General features: G+C 34.4%; 13 protein-coding genes. 1 reads left to right on the top strand and 12 read right to left on the bottom strand.

Annotated elements, in window-relative coordinates:
- Positions 1-373: 373 nt before the first annotated feature.
- From LG295_RS00655 to LG295_RS00630, 6 genes are all read right to left on the bottom strand, one after another.
- Positions 374-1,045, bottom strand: a complete 672-nt coding sequence (locus LG295_RS00655; RefSeq protein ID WP_404476125.1) for a hypothetical protein — start codon at positions 1,043-1,045, stop codon at positions 374-376.
- A gap of 79 nt (positions 1,046-1,124) precedes the next feature.
- A complete protein-coding gene (locus LG295_RS00650; RefSeq protein ID WP_214268889.1) occupies positions 1,125-2,936 on the bottom strand; it encodes a metallophosphoesterase family protein in 1,812 nt (603 codons plus the stop codon).
- 279 nt (positions 2,937-3,215) lie between these two features.
- The gene (ascB, locus tag LG295_RS00645; protein ID WP_280528766.1) at positions 3,216-4,640 is read right to left on the bottom strand and encodes a 6-phospho-beta-glucosidase; all 1,425 of its coding nucleotides are present in this window, start codon (positions 4,638-4,640) and stop codon (positions 3,216-3,218) included.
- Complete coding sequence (gene ascF, locus LG295_RS00640) at positions 4,637-6,511, bottom strand: PTS cellobiose/arbutin/salicin transporter subunit IIBC (protein ID WP_214268890.1); 1,875 nt, start codon at positions 6,509-6,511, stop codon at positions 4,637-4,639. Before ascF ends, ascB begins: the two co-directional genes overlap by 4 nt.
- 177 nt (positions 6,512-6,688) lie before the next feature.
- Entirely contained in the window at positions 6,689-7,531 is an 843-nt protein-coding gene (licT, locus tag LG295_RS00635) for a BglG family transcription antiterminator LicT (RefSeq protein WP_404476123.1), read from the bottom strand.
- A gap of 289 nt (positions 7,532-7,820) precedes the next feature.
- Complete coding sequence (locus LG295_RS00630) at positions 7,821-9,008, bottom strand: FAD-dependent monooxygenase (protein WP_404476121.1); 1,188 nt, start codon at positions 9,006-9,008, stop codon at positions 7,821-7,823.
- 127 nt (positions 9,009-9,135) lie between these two features.
- Here LG295_RS00630 and LG295_RS00625 point away from each other — a divergent pair, with 127 nt between their 5' ends.
- Positions 9,136-9,663 carry a TetR/AcrR family transcriptional regulator gene (locus LG295_RS00625; RefSeq protein WP_404476119.1) on the top strand — a complete coding sequence of 176 codons (528 nt, stop codon included), beginning with the start codon at positions 9,136-9,138 and terminating at the stop codon, positions 9,661-9,663.
- A gap of 165 nt (positions 9,664-9,828) precedes the next feature.
- Here LG295_RS00625 and aldA read toward each other — a convergent pair whose 3' ends face one another.
- The 6 genes from aldA to LG295_RS00595 are packed head-to-tail and all read right to left on the bottom strand — an operon-like array spanning position 9,829 to position 16,475.
- Positions 9,829-11,259 (bottom strand): aldehyde dehydrogenase, encoded by a 1,431-nt coding sequence (gene aldA, locus LG295_RS00620; protein WP_404476118.1) that lies wholly within the window; start codon positions 11,257-11,259, stop codon positions 9,829-9,831.
- A gap of 3 nt (positions 11,260-11,262) precedes the next feature.
- Entirely contained in the window at positions 11,263-12,600 is a 1,338-nt protein-coding gene (locus tag LG295_RS00615) for an MFS transporter (RefSeq protein WP_404476117.1), read from the bottom strand.
- A 17-nt stretch (positions 12,601-12,617) separates the two neighbouring features.
- Positions 12,618-12,932, bottom strand: a complete 315-nt coding sequence (rhaM, locus tag LG295_RS00610) for an L-rhamnose mutarotase (protein ID WP_404476115.1) — start codon at positions 12,930-12,932, stop codon at positions 12,618-12,620.
- Positions 12,932-13,762, bottom strand: a complete 831-nt coding sequence (gene rhaD, locus LG295_RS00605; protein WP_404476113.1) for a rhamnulose-1-phosphate aldolase — start codon at positions 13,760-13,762, stop codon at positions 12,932-12,934. The genes rhaM and rhaD overlap by 1 nt, the downstream gene beginning before the upstream one ends.
- Positions 13,763-15,022: an L-rhamnose isomerase gene (gene rhaA, locus LG295_RS00600; protein WP_404476111.1), complete on the bottom strand. Its 1,260-nt coding sequence runs from the start codon at positions 15,020-15,022 to the stop codon at positions 13,763-13,765.
- Entirely contained in the window at positions 15,006-16,475 is a 1,470-nt protein-coding gene (locus tag LG295_RS00595) for a rhamnulokinase family protein (RefSeq protein ID WP_404476109.1), read from the bottom strand. Before LG295_RS00595 ends, rhaA begins: the two co-directional genes overlap by 17 nt.
- Between the last annotated feature and the right edge of the window lie 105 nt (positions 16,476-16,580).

Here is a 16,580-nt window from a genome sequence, read left to right as displayed (position 1 = left end):
AAGCAATTTATAGGTATCAGTTCCTTATAGACTGTTTATTAACTTCAAAAAAGACAGACTCCACCAATTTTGAACTTAATACTGAAAATTTGTTGCGAACGATTTGTAAAAATCTGCAACTATAAGCTATAAGAAACATCTCGACACCTCCTCTTATATAATCACTTTACATATTACAACAGTCTAATTATTTTTAAAAGTCTATCTAATTAACATTTTTAATATCAGATTCAAACACACAATTTTTGTCTTAAATAAAAAATACTACTCATTTCACAAAATTATTAACATGTATATAAAGAAAAGAGACTCAGATAATATCTGAATCTCTTTTCTTTTCATAATTAAACTGTCTTATCCTTTATTTATTAGTTCACTCGTATTGCTTCAACAACTCACTATAAAAATCGTTAAGTGCTTTGTTATCACTTACTTTGAACATCTGGTTTGGACTTAAGTTTGGGTCTTTTCCATTATGATCTTTAGGTGCAAAACCAGATGACAGTGTAACATCTTTTGAAGCTTTAAATGTATATTCATACACTTTGCCATTATCTGCAAATAAATATTTAGTTACGGGTTTATGAATATCAGCGACTGTACTATACCCTTCAATATTTGATAAGTTTTTTGAAGCTTTATCTATACCAGTTATCCCTTCATTTGATGTGTAAGTTACTGCGCCTGTCACAGTATGTAGATCAAAAGCTTTCGGCCCTGGTTTATCCTTATCACTTACTTGAATTTCCCCACCTTCAGTACCTGCATACCAATCCCCGTCAGACATACTACCACTACCGAAATAGCGATTTGACACTGCTTTATCATTGTTTTTTTCATGCTTTGCAAGCCAAGACAAGACCTCTTTTTTTATTTCTTTTTTATCTTTATCTGATATAGACGCTTTAGATGATTTTTCTTGGTTAGCATGTTTAGTAGCTTTAGCCTTTTCACCTGACTGTTGAGTTGCTTCTTCACTATTACAAGCAGCTAACACCATACAAGACAAAACTAATATTGCTAAGTATCTTATTGCTTGTTTCATTATTTATCAATCCTCAATTTCCTGGGAAATCAAGAGGCCTAAGTTAGATTATTATCCTCTAACTTAGGCGTTGATTTAATTATTTATTATCTTTTTGAATACCAAATTCATCAACTAGTTCAACATTACGCTGTTCACCTTTACTAATGTCACCATTTAATTGATAAATTTTAACTTTCAATGTATTGCCTTCAACTTCATAGACTGAGAAGTTTTGTGAAGAAGAGTCACGGTTATTTTCGTGACTATCATTAAAGGCATCTGTTTCTTGAGGTTGCTTACCTAATTTAAATAGGCTGTTATAGTGTGCTAAATCTTTTTCAGTTAACCAGCTTAATTCTGGTCTTACCTTTTTAATATGTTCTAATGAACGGTCATAGATACTGTCATATTCTTTTGTTCCACCAGTATTTGGTAGCACATACACAGAACCTTTTGGATTATCATAATATGTTACGTTGTCTTGGCCAACAAATTGTTTAGTGTCTTCTTTTTTAGCATTCACGAAACTATTTTTTGTCGATGTATGTTCTAGTGGATGTGTACGTGATAATACATGATCGTGACCTTGTAAGACTAAATCTACATCTAACTCATCGATTTCTTTTGTTAACTCTTCTCTAATTTTCTTAACATCTTTGTCTGATAAAGCATGATAAGACTTAGAGTACATAGGTTTGTGTAGGTTTAATACTACCCAGTTCGAACCATTATCACGTGCTTTTTTGATGTCTTTCTTAATCCATTCCATTTGTTTTTTACCAATTGCTTTTTCATCTGGATTGTCTTTAGATTTTTTGTTGTCATTTGTATTTGCAACAACCATGTGTGCACCATTGTAATCAAATGAGTAGTAAGAGCCACCATTTACAGCGTCATTTTCTTTTGGTACATTCACATGCTCATTAAATTTAGTTAATAGTTTTTCATCTTCTTCATTTAATGCATATTCATCATGATTTCCTGCTGTAGCTACAACTGGTAATGACATGAATGATGGACGCGATTGTTTATATAAATCTTTCCATTCATCTTCAACTTCTGCTGTTTCAATAAAGTCACCTGTGTGTAATGCAAAGCTAGGATCTCCAGCCGTTTGAATAGCATTTTTCAATGTATCTGCACCAAATGCAGCTTCATTTCTTACATTTTCATTCCAAAATGCATTTTGCGTATCTGTATATTGTACGAAATTAAATGGGTCGCCTTTCTTGCCTGCTGTTTTAAACTGTCCAATTTGGCTCTTTTTACCATCATCACTTCCTACTTTATAGTAGTACTTCGTATTTGGTTTTAAATCTTTTGCTTGAGCTTTGTATGTATACTCTGCCTCAGTTATTAAATTTGTTTTACCATGCTTGTCGCCACTCATCCATTCTGGTCCGCCAGCATGTTTATCTGTATAATAACCATTCACTTTTTCTTTACCGTCTTTACCTTTTACTGGTTCACCTTCATCATTTTTAGCAATATCTTTAAAAATGATATTTCCATGTTTATCTCTTTCAAGGTACTTTGAATCTACTTTTTGAGCATCTGCATCAAACGTTTTAGCATTTTTAAAGTTCTTAGACTCTGAGACCCATACTTTGGAATCATCAAACTTATCTGAGGTATACCAGCTAAAACCCATTTCTGACTGTGGGTTACCATTTATATTTGTAATAACTCGGTTCGGTTTGTTTTGCTTTTTGATATCTTCAACTTTAGGCTTTTTATCTAAAAGTTTTATTTTGTTATTACTATCTTGTTGGGCTGTTGGATTGGCATGATCGGCAGCCTTCTCTGATTCACTTGCGTGTGCTGCTTGTGGTGTAGCAATAAGACTAAATAATAAGACAAAACTCGTTGCAGCGCGGAAAGCAATCGATTGATGTTTCTTCTGATTCATATAACTCCTCCTCTGACGATTCATATTACTCTTTCCTCACTACTTTAACATTACTATTTTAAGCCTATATTAATTACATATATGATTTGTAAACATAACATTAAATCTATATATTAGTATAAATATACAATTGCTATTTGATTATAGTAGCATTTTATAAAATTCATAGACTGAGAATCTATATTGCATATATCTTTTAACAAAGAAAATGGCTGGGTTATGTTATCCATTTACAAAACAAAAAGAGAACCAAATATAAATACTTGGTTCTCTAGCTATTTAGATTTCTATACCATTTTGCTGTATGACTTTTTTATACCAATCAAATGATTTCTTCTTTTTACGTTTTAAAGTGCCCTTACCAGCATCGTCTTTATCAACAAATATCATACCATAACGTTTACTCATTTCACCTGTGGATGCTGATACTAAATCTATAATACCCCAACTAATGTAACCAAGTAATGGTACACCGTCTTGAATGCCATCATGCATTGCTTGAATATGCTGTTGCATATAATCAATGCGATAGTCATCTTGGATACTGCCGTCTGCTTCTATGGCATCTTTTGCTCCTAATCCATTTTCAACAACAAAGAGTGGTTTCTCAAAGCGTTCATATATTTGATTCATCGTAATCCTTAAACCTAGTGGATCGACAACCCATCCCCAATCACTCATCTTTAAGTATGGATTTTTAGCCGATACTATTACATTACCTTCATTTTTCTCTACTCTTGTAATATCAGCAATAGATGTTCTAGAGGCGTAATAGCTGAACGCTACAAAATCTACAGTTTGTTTCAAAACCTCTTTATCATGGTCAGAGATATCAATTTGAATTCCTTTAGACTTAAATAGTGATTCCATATAGTAAGGATATTTCCCTTTAGCCTGAACATCTACAAAGAATGTATTCGTTCTTTCATCAATCATAGACTGCCAGACGTCTTCCGGGTTACAGCTGTACGGATAAAAACTACCGCCTGCAATCATACAACCTATCTGAGCATCGGGCGTGATACGGTGACAACTTTCCACAGCTTTAGCACTTGCAACTAACATATAATGCGCTGCTTGATATAACAATGTTTCCCTATCCTCATTTTCATTAAAATATAATCCACCACCCGAAAATGGGCTGTGTAACACAACATTAATTTCATTAAATGGAATCCAATAATCAACATATGAACCAAAGTTTTTAAAACATGTTTCTGCAAATTTAATATATAAATCAATTGTTTCTCTATTCTTCCAACCATCGTATTGCTCAACAATACCCATAGGAATATCAAAATGCGCCAATGTTACGAGCAAAGAGATATTGTGTTCTTTACATGTTTTAAATAAGTCTGTGTAATAATCAATACCAGCTTGGTTAGGAGTTGCTTCATCTCCATTCGGATAAATTCTACTCCATGAAATTGAGGTTCTAAAGACTTTCAATCCCATTTCAGCAAGCATAGCAATATCTTCTTTATAATGATGATAAAAATCAATACCTGTATGGCTTGGATAGTATTCTGTCTCACTTAATTGCGACGCTTTATAACCTAATTTAATATCCTGTCTGTTTGGTCCATGTGGGATTAAATCTATATTACTTAGACCTCTCCCTCCAATATTCCATGCACCCTCTGTTTGATTTGCTGCAATAGCGCCACCCCAAAGAAAATTCTCTGGAAAAGTTTTTATCGTCATTTTTTAACCACTCCTAATATTGATGTATGAGCACTAACGTCAACAGTATCGAAAGACGTAATCGAGTCATAATCATCTGTATTTGTAATTACTACAATCGTTGTCGGATCATAACCTGCTTCAATAATTTCAATTAAATCGAAGGACCCAATAATCTCACCACTATTCACATGGTCGCCTTGTTCAACTGCAGATGTAAACGGTTTGCCTTCTAGCTTAACAGTATCAATACCTACATGAATTAATACTTCAACACCATCGTCACCTGTAATTCCAACAGCATGCTTGGTAGGGAAGACTGAGGTCACTGTTCCAGTTATTGGCGCATATATTTTATTGCCTGTTGGTTCAATTGCAACACTTTTACCAATCACTTCTCGACTAAACACATCATCTTCCACGCTTTCAATCGGTTTCACTTTACCTTCAACAGGTGCTTCTACAATCATGTCGCCCTTCGTCTCTGCATCTAATAAATCATCTTCTGCTTCTGGTATATCTTCAAATCCAAGCACTAAGGTTAAAATAAATGACAATACAATAGATAAAACCATTACAACAATAATCCATAAAATACTCATAGGGTTGTCTTGATCTATAAATTGTACACTTGTGAACAGTCCAGGCGAAGCCATTGATCGACTCGCAAGTCCCGCTAGACCTGCAACCGCCCCTGCAACAAATCCTGTAATCATCGATGCAATCATAGGACGTTTTAATCGAATAGCTACACCATACAATGCTGGTTCAGTAATGCCTGCAATAATTGCTGATGATGCTGCCGCCAATGATGTTTGACGTAACTCTCTATTTTTAGTTTTAAATGCTACTGCAAGTGAAACACCACCAAGTGATAAATTTGCACCAATTTCAGATGGCATAACCATACCTTCTTTACCAGTCTCTGCAATCGTTTGTACAATTGTTGGTGTGAACACACGATGCATACCTGTCATAACCAATAAAGGCCATAATGCACCTACAATGGCTACTGCTAAGAAACCTAATTGATCATGTACGAAGAAGACAAATTGTGATAACCCTGTACCTATTAAAATGCCAGCAGGACCAACGATAATAATTGCAATTGGTGCTGCAACTAACAAAATCAACATAGGTTTTAAAAAGTTTTTCATAACGATAGGCGTAATGTGATCAATGATATCTTCAATATATTTCAACAGCCAAGTCATAACGATAGCAGGAATAATCGTATACGTATATTTCACGGACATTACGGGTACGTATGCAAATGTTGCTGCTTTACCTTCAGCAGCTTTCTCCATAATCTCCATAAATACTGGATGGACCATGACTCCAGCTACTGCTAATGCCAAGAATACATTACTGTTAAATTTCCTAGCTGCCGATACTGCAACCAGCATAGGTAAGAAGAAGAATGGCGCGTCACCAATGGTATTTAGAATATTAAATGTTGAACTTTCAGATGATAATACCCCAGTCATATTTAAAATCATTACTAACAATTTAATCATTGAACCACCGATAATAGCAGGTATTAAAGGTGACATCGTACCAATAATGGCATCTAAAATATTAATACCTATTTGTTTAGGTGTTAATTTTTTCTTTTCAATGGGTTCGTTACTTTTAGCGCCACCGCTTACACCCAATTTCATTAGATCCGCATACGTTCGTGAAACATTATTGCCGACAATAATTTGATATTGTCCTCCTTGTTTTCGCAAACCCATTATCCCATCAAGATTTTTTATGGCTTCATCATCGGCCTTACTTTCGTCCTTTAATACAAATCTTAAACGTGTCATACAATGCGTTAAATTTTTTACATTATCACTACCGCCGATATTTTTTAAAATTTTACCAGCCATTCTTTGCTCATTTCCCATTTAAGTCACTCCCATCTTATTTAGAACAATAAAAAAGAGACCTAAACCATAAATAGACACACTTATCCCCAGATAAAATCGTCTATTAATGGCTTAGGTCTCGCCTGCCGAACAGTTACAATCCTAAACAATTAATTGTTTATTTTGTTTTCTTAACATTAATCTACCACATAATTACTAATTGTCAACGCTTTCATTTCTAGAAATTAATCTTTGGATATGAATCGTTAAGTATAACGCTTCGTCATGTGTCATTTCATATTGATACTTTTTCATTAAAAATGATTCAATCTTCTTCACACACCTAAACGCATCTTTATACTTTTCTTTTACGATTTCATAGAGTTCCATTTCACTTGTATTAAGTGGGTTCTTAGCATAAATACGTTGTGCTAAAAATTTTAAATGCGTTACAAACCTATAATAAGTTAGACTTTCTTCATCGAATTCTAATCTAAAATGATATTTTACTAAACTTAAAATATTTCGTACCATTTCGGTCACTTGGTTGTAATCCGCTAAATTATTATGTTCTGCATTGAGCAAATGAATGGCGATGAACGCCGCTTCATCAACTGGTAATTTGACGGCTGTACTTTCATCGATCCAATCCAAAGCACGTATCCCAATCTCGTACTCAGTAGGATAGAATTTTTTAATTTCCCATAATAAGCCATTCTTTATCGACATACCTTGTTGTTGACGCTCAATGGCAAAGTTTATATGATCTGTGAGTGCGACATAAATCGTATCACTCAAGTCTTTATGATATTCAACCTTAGCAACATCAATAATCTTCTCAACTGCTTGAACAACCTCAATTGGCACTTCAATTAATAACGTTTTGAAACGTTCTGATATCTCTTGACTACTTAAATCAAAAATTTTATCAATCTTCGATTCTTCTACGATATCTCCTTCATGTTTTTGAAACCCAATGCCTTTCCCCATAACGACACGTTCTTGGTTATTTTGCGTGACACTAATCACATTGTTATTTATGATTTTATTTATTTTCATATAACACCCCTTATGGTAGTAAATACATTTTGCCATATGAGTACTGAAAATATCAATATAATAGTGGCTGACGTATCAAACAGACATTTTTTCTTATTTATTACGCTAAATGATATTAATAAGCGAACATCATAATACTATGCATTAAGAATCGTTTTTATTTAATTTTATAAAGTATACTAATTTCTTTTAACAGTTATATAGAGGGCAGATAGACACATATATTGATGCCCTCTATTATTCTCATTAACACAAATAACTTGCTAGCAATAACTATACAAGATGCGTTTTATAAACCTGGATAATCTATAACTCTAGTTATATCGACTACATCATTAGCTCCAACTTCTTCTTCAGCCTTATCGCTCATTTGCTCTAAGATTACATTTCTTTTTTCTAACTCTTCGTTATTTTTAGGAGCTACTATGGAAAAACTATCTTTTCCAATTACATTTTGGTTTAACTCGACAAATGGTTTCATAGTTCTTTCATAAGATTCAAAGGCATCATTTATATTATTGTTCAATTTTAATTCATTCGCTAAAACATATGCTCCTATCATAGCTAGGCTTGAACCTTGTCCAGTTAAAAAAGAAGGCGCATGCGCAGCATCCCCAACTAATGCAACTCTTCCATTGGACCAAGTATCCATGATAATTTGTGTTGTTGTATCAAAATATATACTATTTGATTTATTTAAACTTTCTAGCATTCTAGGGGTTATACCTTCTAAAGTACTAAATTTCTCTTTAACGATAGCTCTTTGTGTTTCAACATCTCTATGATCAACTCGTGTTTCATCAGGCTCATAAAACACTAGAAAAGCATGAATAAAGTTTTCATCTTTAGTAGCATACATCACTGATGTTTTCCCAGATTCTGAATAAATGCGACCTTCTTTGTACATGTTTAATTCATTTTCCATTGAAAAACCAGTAAAATTATAGCCTAAATATTTTGTGAAATTGTGCTCGCTACCAAATACTAATTTTCTTGTATTTGAATGTATACCGTCTGCACCAATTACTAAATCAAATACTTCTTTTCTGCCACTTTCTAATTCTATATTGATGCCATTATCTTCTTCATTAATCGTTTTGATTGAATCACTATATAAAATTTCTATATTTTTTGATGATATTTTTTCAAATAAAGCATTAGTAAGTTCTCCTCTAGGTATTTCAATATCGTCATGTTCCTTCATTGCATTATCAGTAAACTGACCAACAATATTATTTTTACTATCTAAAAACTTAATTTGCATATTATCTAGGCTTTTTGATTTTAATAATTCATATATCCCCATCTTCTTAGTTATATTAATTGCACTACCTCTTACATCAATAGGATAACCGCCACCTCTAATTTCACTGGATTTTTCAACTATAGTTACTTCAAATCCATTTTCATTCAACCAATATGCTAACGTAATCCCTGCAACGCTAGCACCTGACACTAAAATTTTCATATTGTTCATACTATATCATCCTCTTTTTAACATTTGGCACTCAGTGCCTTACCGAGTAATATACTCCTATTGGCACTCGGTGTCAAAAAGAAAGAATTATGCTATAATAATGTTAAATTAATTTGGAGGTATACTCATGGAAGCAGATATTAGGAAACATGTGCTAGAAATTGCAAATAACCTCTTTAAAGAACACGGTTATAATCAAACTAGTATGGAAAGAATTGCGAAAGAATCAGAAATATCAAGACGCACATTATTTAGGCTGTTTAATTCTAAAAGTGAAATTCTATATTTAAGTAATGAAGATGTATTAGAAGATACAATTGAAGGATTAATGGGAGAATCTTTTACGTTAAAATTATTTATAAAAAAATTAATTCAAATATTAGATGATGCGTCATACTCAGATAAAGTAAACTATATGGAAACAATGAACAAACTCAAATCTGAACCTGACTTCCAATCTCAAACGCTTTATAAATTTTTAAAAGTAATACCAACACTTAAGTTTACTGATGATGATCCTCACGACACGTTAAAAGGTGCTTTTTTCGGAAATATATTTATATCATGGTCTAAAATAGTAGAAAAACCTACTATTGATTCGTTAGATATAATTAAGCAACAGCTTATCGAGTTTGAAAAAACCCTTGATCAATAACTTTTATATATTACTATTAATCTATGTAAATAAACTTGTAGTTATGAATTAAAAAGTTATTATATAAGACAATGACAAATGTAGCTCTCTATCTTATTTTTAACCGAGACATTCATAATGTCCCGGTTTTCTCTCTATTTATAGTTAAAAAATGATAACCATAGTCTAATCTATATTCATATATACGACATGTGTGCGTAAGTATTCTTCTAAGCCATGCTTGCCGTCAGCACCACCAATGCCTGAATGTTTAACACCTGCATGGAAACCTTGCATAGCTTCAAAATTTTCTCTATTAATATACGTTTCACCAAATTCTAAGCGATCTACAGCTTTGAAGACTCGTTTCATATCGTTAGAGTAAATAGATGAAGTCAAACCAAACCTGCTATCATTTGCGAGAGCTATTGCTTCATCAATAGTTTCAAAACTCACGACGGGTAATACAGGTCCAAAAACTTCTTCTTGTATGATTTCCATGCCGTTATGACAATCCGTAATTACGGTTGCTGGATAAAAGTTACCTTTACCTTTAGGTAGAAAGCCGCCACATGCTAAGTGTCCTCCTTGTTGAATAGCTTGTTCTACGTGATGATGCACATTTTTTTGGGCTTTTTTATTAATTAATGGTCCCATATCATGATCACTATCTAAAGTGTTACCGTACGTTACTTCAGCCATTTTTGCTACTAATTTATCTACAAATTGATCTTGTATGGATGATTGTACATAGACTCTTTCTGCGCAGTTACACACCTGACCGCTATTGATAATACGTGAATCAATAATATATTGTACTGCTTTGTCAATGTCAGCATCTTCTAAGACAATGGCTGGTGCTTTACCACCTAACTCTAAATTTACTTTTGTAACATTGTGACTCGCCGCTTCCATGACTTTTTTCCCTGCACTTTCACTACCTGTAATCGATACGAGTTCAATCGCTTCATTGCTTGCTAGTTCATCACCAACAACTTCGCCGGTACCATTGACTAAGTTGAAAACGCCTGGCGGTAAGCCTACTATATCTAAAATCTCAGTAAAAATTAAAGCATTAATAGGCGTCTCTTCTGATGGTTTTACGACAATTGTGTTACCAGTTACTAATGCTGGCGCCATTTTGCGTGCGATTAAAAAGAATGGGAAATTCCAAGGTAAAATACCTGATGTAACGCCAAGCGGTTTTTTATACAATAAAATATGCTCGTTTTTACGATCACTTTGAATAATCTCACCTTCAAAACGACGCGCCCACTCAGCCATATAATCTAAATAGTCAGCAGTAAAAAACACTTCTGTACTAGCTAAATCACGCGTTTTTCCACCTTCTTTGATAATGATTTCTGTTAACTCTTCGTTACGTTCACGTATTCCCGTGGCTATTTTCTTTAAATATTGTGCTCTTTCAATAGCGGGCACTTCGCTCCAATTAATTTTTGCTTTTTGTGCACTATAAATCGCTTCTTTAGTATGCAATTGTGTACCTGCATATGTTTGTCCAATAATATCCTCTGTCGCCGGATTTATAACATCAATTACGGGTTCTTCTGGTCGTTCTACAAATTGGCCATTTACATAATCTTTAATTTGATACATCACTTAACCTCTCACTTCTTTTAAATTATTTGCTTGCGTTGCTTCTTTTAGTTGAATGCTTGCACTGTGGCCATAACGCTCTTTTTCAATTTGTGTTAATGTCTTACCTTGCGTTTTCGGTGTTAATACTAAGCCGATCATAGCGTGAATTGTTAAGAAAATAATCATAATTATACCGGTAACTTTAAAACCTAACGTCGCCAAAATCGTAGGTAAGACAAAGGAATAAATTGAAATACCAGTACGTACAATAAAATACATTAACCCTTGTGCCCCTGCGCGGTACCTTGTTGGGAAGAGTTCACTTGTCCATAATGCATAAAAGGCTTGCGCTCCAATACCTGCAGATGAACCCCAAAGTACAACGAACAATATAAGTGAAACCCAGTTCATTGGTGCAAATGTCAAAATTAACCATGCCACGATACCCATAGTTGCGCCAACACCAAACAACAGCCTTTGATTAACTTTATCTCCTAACTTCATAAAACCAAAGTATGTCGTCACTACTGTTAAGAACCACAACAAGGCTTGTAATATGTTCGCTTGAGCGCTAGACAAACCGCCAACGCTTTCATAAATAAATGGCATAAAATAACCCATAGCGCCAGAAGTTAAGTTCCAAAACAGGTAAATACCCATTAATAATAACATCGCTTTTAAATTCACAGGATTGGTAAATAATTCTTTAATTACTGAGGTTTTTTTAATATCACGAGTCGCTTCTGCTTTCTCTTTTGCTTTTTCTGCTTCCCAAATTTCAGATTCATTCATACCTTGACGAATCCACCAAGTTACACCTGCAATAATGAATAGATGTAAAAAAATCAAACGTGAACCTAACAAACCCATCGGTGCAACAATAACTGCTAACAAAAAGGTAATTGCAGGACCAATGGACCAGGCCAGTTGTGCTGTACCTACACGTTTCGCACGTTCATCCTCAGGTGCTTCTTCTGCAATATACGTCCACGCAACAGGAACGCCGATACCAACTGCAATGCCGACAACGATAGTACCAATCAATAGCATTGGGAAATTAAATGATAAAATAATTGCTAATATGCCCAGCATATATAGAATTAAATCATATTTGAAAATAAATTTACGTCCCAATTTATCAGTAATTGGACCTCCTATCAATGCACCAATTGCTGCTCCCAAAGCATTTGCACTCAATGCACTTAACAAACCAATTTGCATGTTATCAATATTTAAATACGCTTGCCACAGTGATAAACTACTCGCTGCGGCGATGATGGAACCAGCTTCGATATAGTTCGCCATTGCAATCGCAATCGTTGCCACCCATCCCGTTGTTTTTTTAGGTTTTAAGTTCATTTTTCCATCCCCTTTTTTTATTCTAGGAAAAACACTTCTGTTAACTCGATTGACTTCGGACTATTATCATCATTCACATACATAATATCTGCCATATGGTCCCACCACTGACGACATATCGGTTGTTGCGCAATTTCAGCGTGTAGTGTTTCATCTTCTATTGTTAAGATCGAAAATAACTCACTGGTATGCTCATTTAAATAAATATGATAATCACTCACACCATATCCTTTTAATAGTTTTTTCATTTCAGGCCATATCTGGTCATGTCGCTGTTTGTACTCTGCGTGACACCCTTCTTTCACATACATTACTGAGGCTATCTGTTGCATTACTTCACACCTACTTCTAAATAGCCGGCTTTCGGTTCTACATTAAATCCTTGTGCAAGTGCACTAAGCTGTTCATCACTAATTTCTTGCTTCGCGCCGCCTTGTGCTTGGACATACGTATAAACTTCTGCTGCTTTCTCAATGGTTTCAATTAAACCAAATGTTTCATCTAAGTCTCGTCCAGCTCCAAAAACTCCGTGAAATGGCCATAATACACTTCGACAATACGTCATTTTCTCTGCCGTTAATTGTCCGATTTCTTCTGTTCCAGGGACTACCCAAGGAATAATACCTATACCATCTGGAAATACAACTAAACACTCTGTACACATCTTCCATAACGTTTTGGTCAATGCTTTTTCGTCTAATACATGTGCAAATGTCATCGCAATGGTATGTGTAGCATGGCAGTGCATGATAACTCTATGGTTTTCATCGACCGCTAAGCGTTGGATATGATTCATTAAATGTGTGGGTAATTCACTTGTCGCATATACAGCATTCACAAACCCCCATAAAATATCATAGCTTTTACCATCAGCAGCGATTTGAATTAGACCAAGTGTGTCTTGAGGGTCGTCTTTAATATTTTTAAAATATTTTCCTGTTCCTGTAACTAATAAATAACTATGTGCTAACGCCTCAACAGTAAACGGCAAAGCAACGTTACGTGTGTTACTCGTGAAATCATCTAAGAAAGGTGCTACTTTATCATCATCAATAATCCACGAAATATTACCTCCATTGCGTTCATCCCAGCCTTTGTTGTACATCACATTAGTAATGTTGCATAATGATTTAACCATAGGCGAATCGATAAATTTTTCCATTTATATCCCTCTTTCTGCCAATACGTTTTGTTCATAACTTTTAATAGCTTCATACCAATTTAACCCTGGCTCTACATCATTTCTAAGACAAAATTCATCCCAAATAGCACCAAATAAATAAGTTTTCATTTCTTCTTGTAATGCTAAACGTTGCGTAAAATCTCCAGTTAGTTCAGCTTCTTTTAATTGTGTCACCGGGTCTAATAGTGCTTTTAATAATGCTTTTTGCATATTTCTAGTACCAATAACCCATGCGGCTACACGGTTGATAGAAGCATCAAAGAAATCTAGGCCTACAGTTGTCGTATCTATTAAGTCGTTATAAATTAATTCTTTAGCTATTTCATTTAATTCATCATCTAACGTTACGACATGGTCGCTATCCCATCGCACCGGTCGTGACACATGTAAACTTAAACCTTTAGTAAATAATGACAAAGCTGATAATTTGTTAGAAACCACTTCAGTTGGATGATAATGACCAGCATCTAATAGAATTTGTTTATTTCGTGTTAAGCCATAGCCCATATAAAACTCATGAGATCCTACTACATAACTTTCTGAGCCGATACCAAATAACTTACTTTCCAAAGTATCTACGTTATAGGCTTCATCAATGTCTTCGCTGAAAATTTCATCCAAACTATTCATTAAACGTTTCCGCGGTGTCAGACGATCTACAGGTGTATCTTTGTACCCATCAGGTACCCATATATTAGTAATTGACGCTTGGCCTAATTCTTGACCAAAATAAGCACCGATTTGGCGTGCACGTTTACAATGTTCAATCCAAAAATCACGAATTTCTTGTTGTGGGTGTGCTAATGTTAAGCCGTCTGCTGCTTTTTCGTGACTGAAGCACGTTGGATTAAAATCTAACCCTAAACTGTGTTGTTTCGCCCATTCTACCCAATTTCTAAAGTGCTTAGGCTCAATCTCATCTAAATCAATCGTTTCTTCTGTTTCAGCATAAATACTGTGTAAATTAATTTTATGATTTCCTGGAATATGTTTAAGCGCTTCTTCTAAGTCACTGCGTAGTTCTGCACCATTATGTGCTTTACCAGGATAATTACCTGTTACCGAAATACCACCTGATAGTTCCTCATTAAATAAAAAGCCTTCGATATCATCCCCTTGCCAACAATGAATAGAAATTTTAATATCCTTTAGTTTATTTAATGCGGCTTCTACGTTAACTCCTATTGATTCATATTGTTGTTTTGCTAACGCAAATGCTTCTTTATAATTTGTGTGCATATTGTGTTGCCTCCTTAAATAAATTAATATCAGTGATTCTGTCTGTTGTATCTTTAGGTTTCATGATATGTTGCAGCATGTTTGACTGTGCAATCGCTTGTCTCGCTTCTGCTATATCTTTAAATTGTTCTGTCGCGATCATTGTGGCTGCTAAGTTACCAAAAACTGTTGCTTCTACAGGGCCTACAATAATATCGCAGTTCGTATAATAAGCTGTAAGTTCATTTAAATATTCATTATTAGAGCCACCGCCTACAATATTAATAACTTCAATCGTCGACCCTGTTATCTCATTCAATGCCTCTATAGAAACTGCATAAATGATAGCTAAATTTAAATACACTGTTTGTGCTAATTCTCCTATAGTTTGTGGAACGGATTGTCCAGTCTCAATGCAATAGGTTTGAATAGCTTTAACCATGTTATTTGGATTTATAAAGCGTGCATCATTAAAATCAACGAACACTTTAAAATCAGTATGTTGTTGTGCCTGTTTTACCATTTCGGGAAATGTATAATTCTTGGGCCAATCTTTACGGACTCTTTGGATAATCCACATACCTATAATATTTTTCAAAAACCTATAAGTTCCTTGAATCCCTCTTTCATTGGAATAGCTCTGATTAAAAGCATCTTCAGAGACAATAGGCTCTGATAATTCTTGACCAATTAATGACCACGTCCCACTGGATAAAAATGCCCAATCTTTCCCACTATGACCTACTGATCCTAATACTGCAGAAGCAGTATCATGCGACGCGGTCGCATAAACACACGTTTCTGGTAAATTATGCAACTTATGAATATCGGGTCTCACATCTCCAAGATATGTGCCAGGTTCAACCACTTCTGCAAACTGTTGAGGCTTGATATCGACTATTTCTAACAATTCGTTATCTAAGTTATAGCCATATAGGTCTAATAATTGCGTAGTACTTAAATTAGTAACTTCGTTAGTTAATCGTCCAGTTAAGCGAAAGTTTAAATAATCTGGAACTAATAAAATATATTCTGCTTGTTGTTTTACCGATTTACATTCTTCATATAACTGAAATAACGTATTAAATTGTAAAAATTGAATACCCGTCTTGTTATAGATATCGTGCTTAGTTATTAATTGAAATACTTTCTCCATTGTATGGTTCGTACGCGTGTCTCTATATGACACCGACTCTTGCAAGCGCTTACTTTTATCGTCTAAAAAAATATAGTCTACGCCCCAGGTATCTATACTTAAATAACATGAACCAACGCCTAACGTTTTGGCCCGTTCGAGTGATATTATAATCTCATCAAACAAATAATCAACATCCCACACTTCTTGTTGGTTTTGTGTGGTAAATCCATTAGCAAAACGATTAATTTCTTGTATTTTGATATCTCCATCTTCTACATGCGCTAGGACTGCTCTTCCACTTGACGCACCAATATCAACTGCGATGTAATGTTTCATATCTTCACCTCTTTGTTTTACATTATAGAGCTATAGTCATTATAAATCAACAATAAACCACATATTTTGTTGTTTGTTGTTGTTTATAATGATGATATGTGAGGT

The organism is Staphylococcus pseudoxylosus (genome assembly GCF_044794325.1).
Classification (GTDB): Bacteria; Bacillota; Bacilli; order Staphylococcales; family Staphylococcaceae; genus Staphylococcus; species Staphylococcus pseudoxylosus.
Note: the sequence above shows the minus strand (reverse complement) of the source record. Positions and strands in the feature narration are given on the sequence as shown.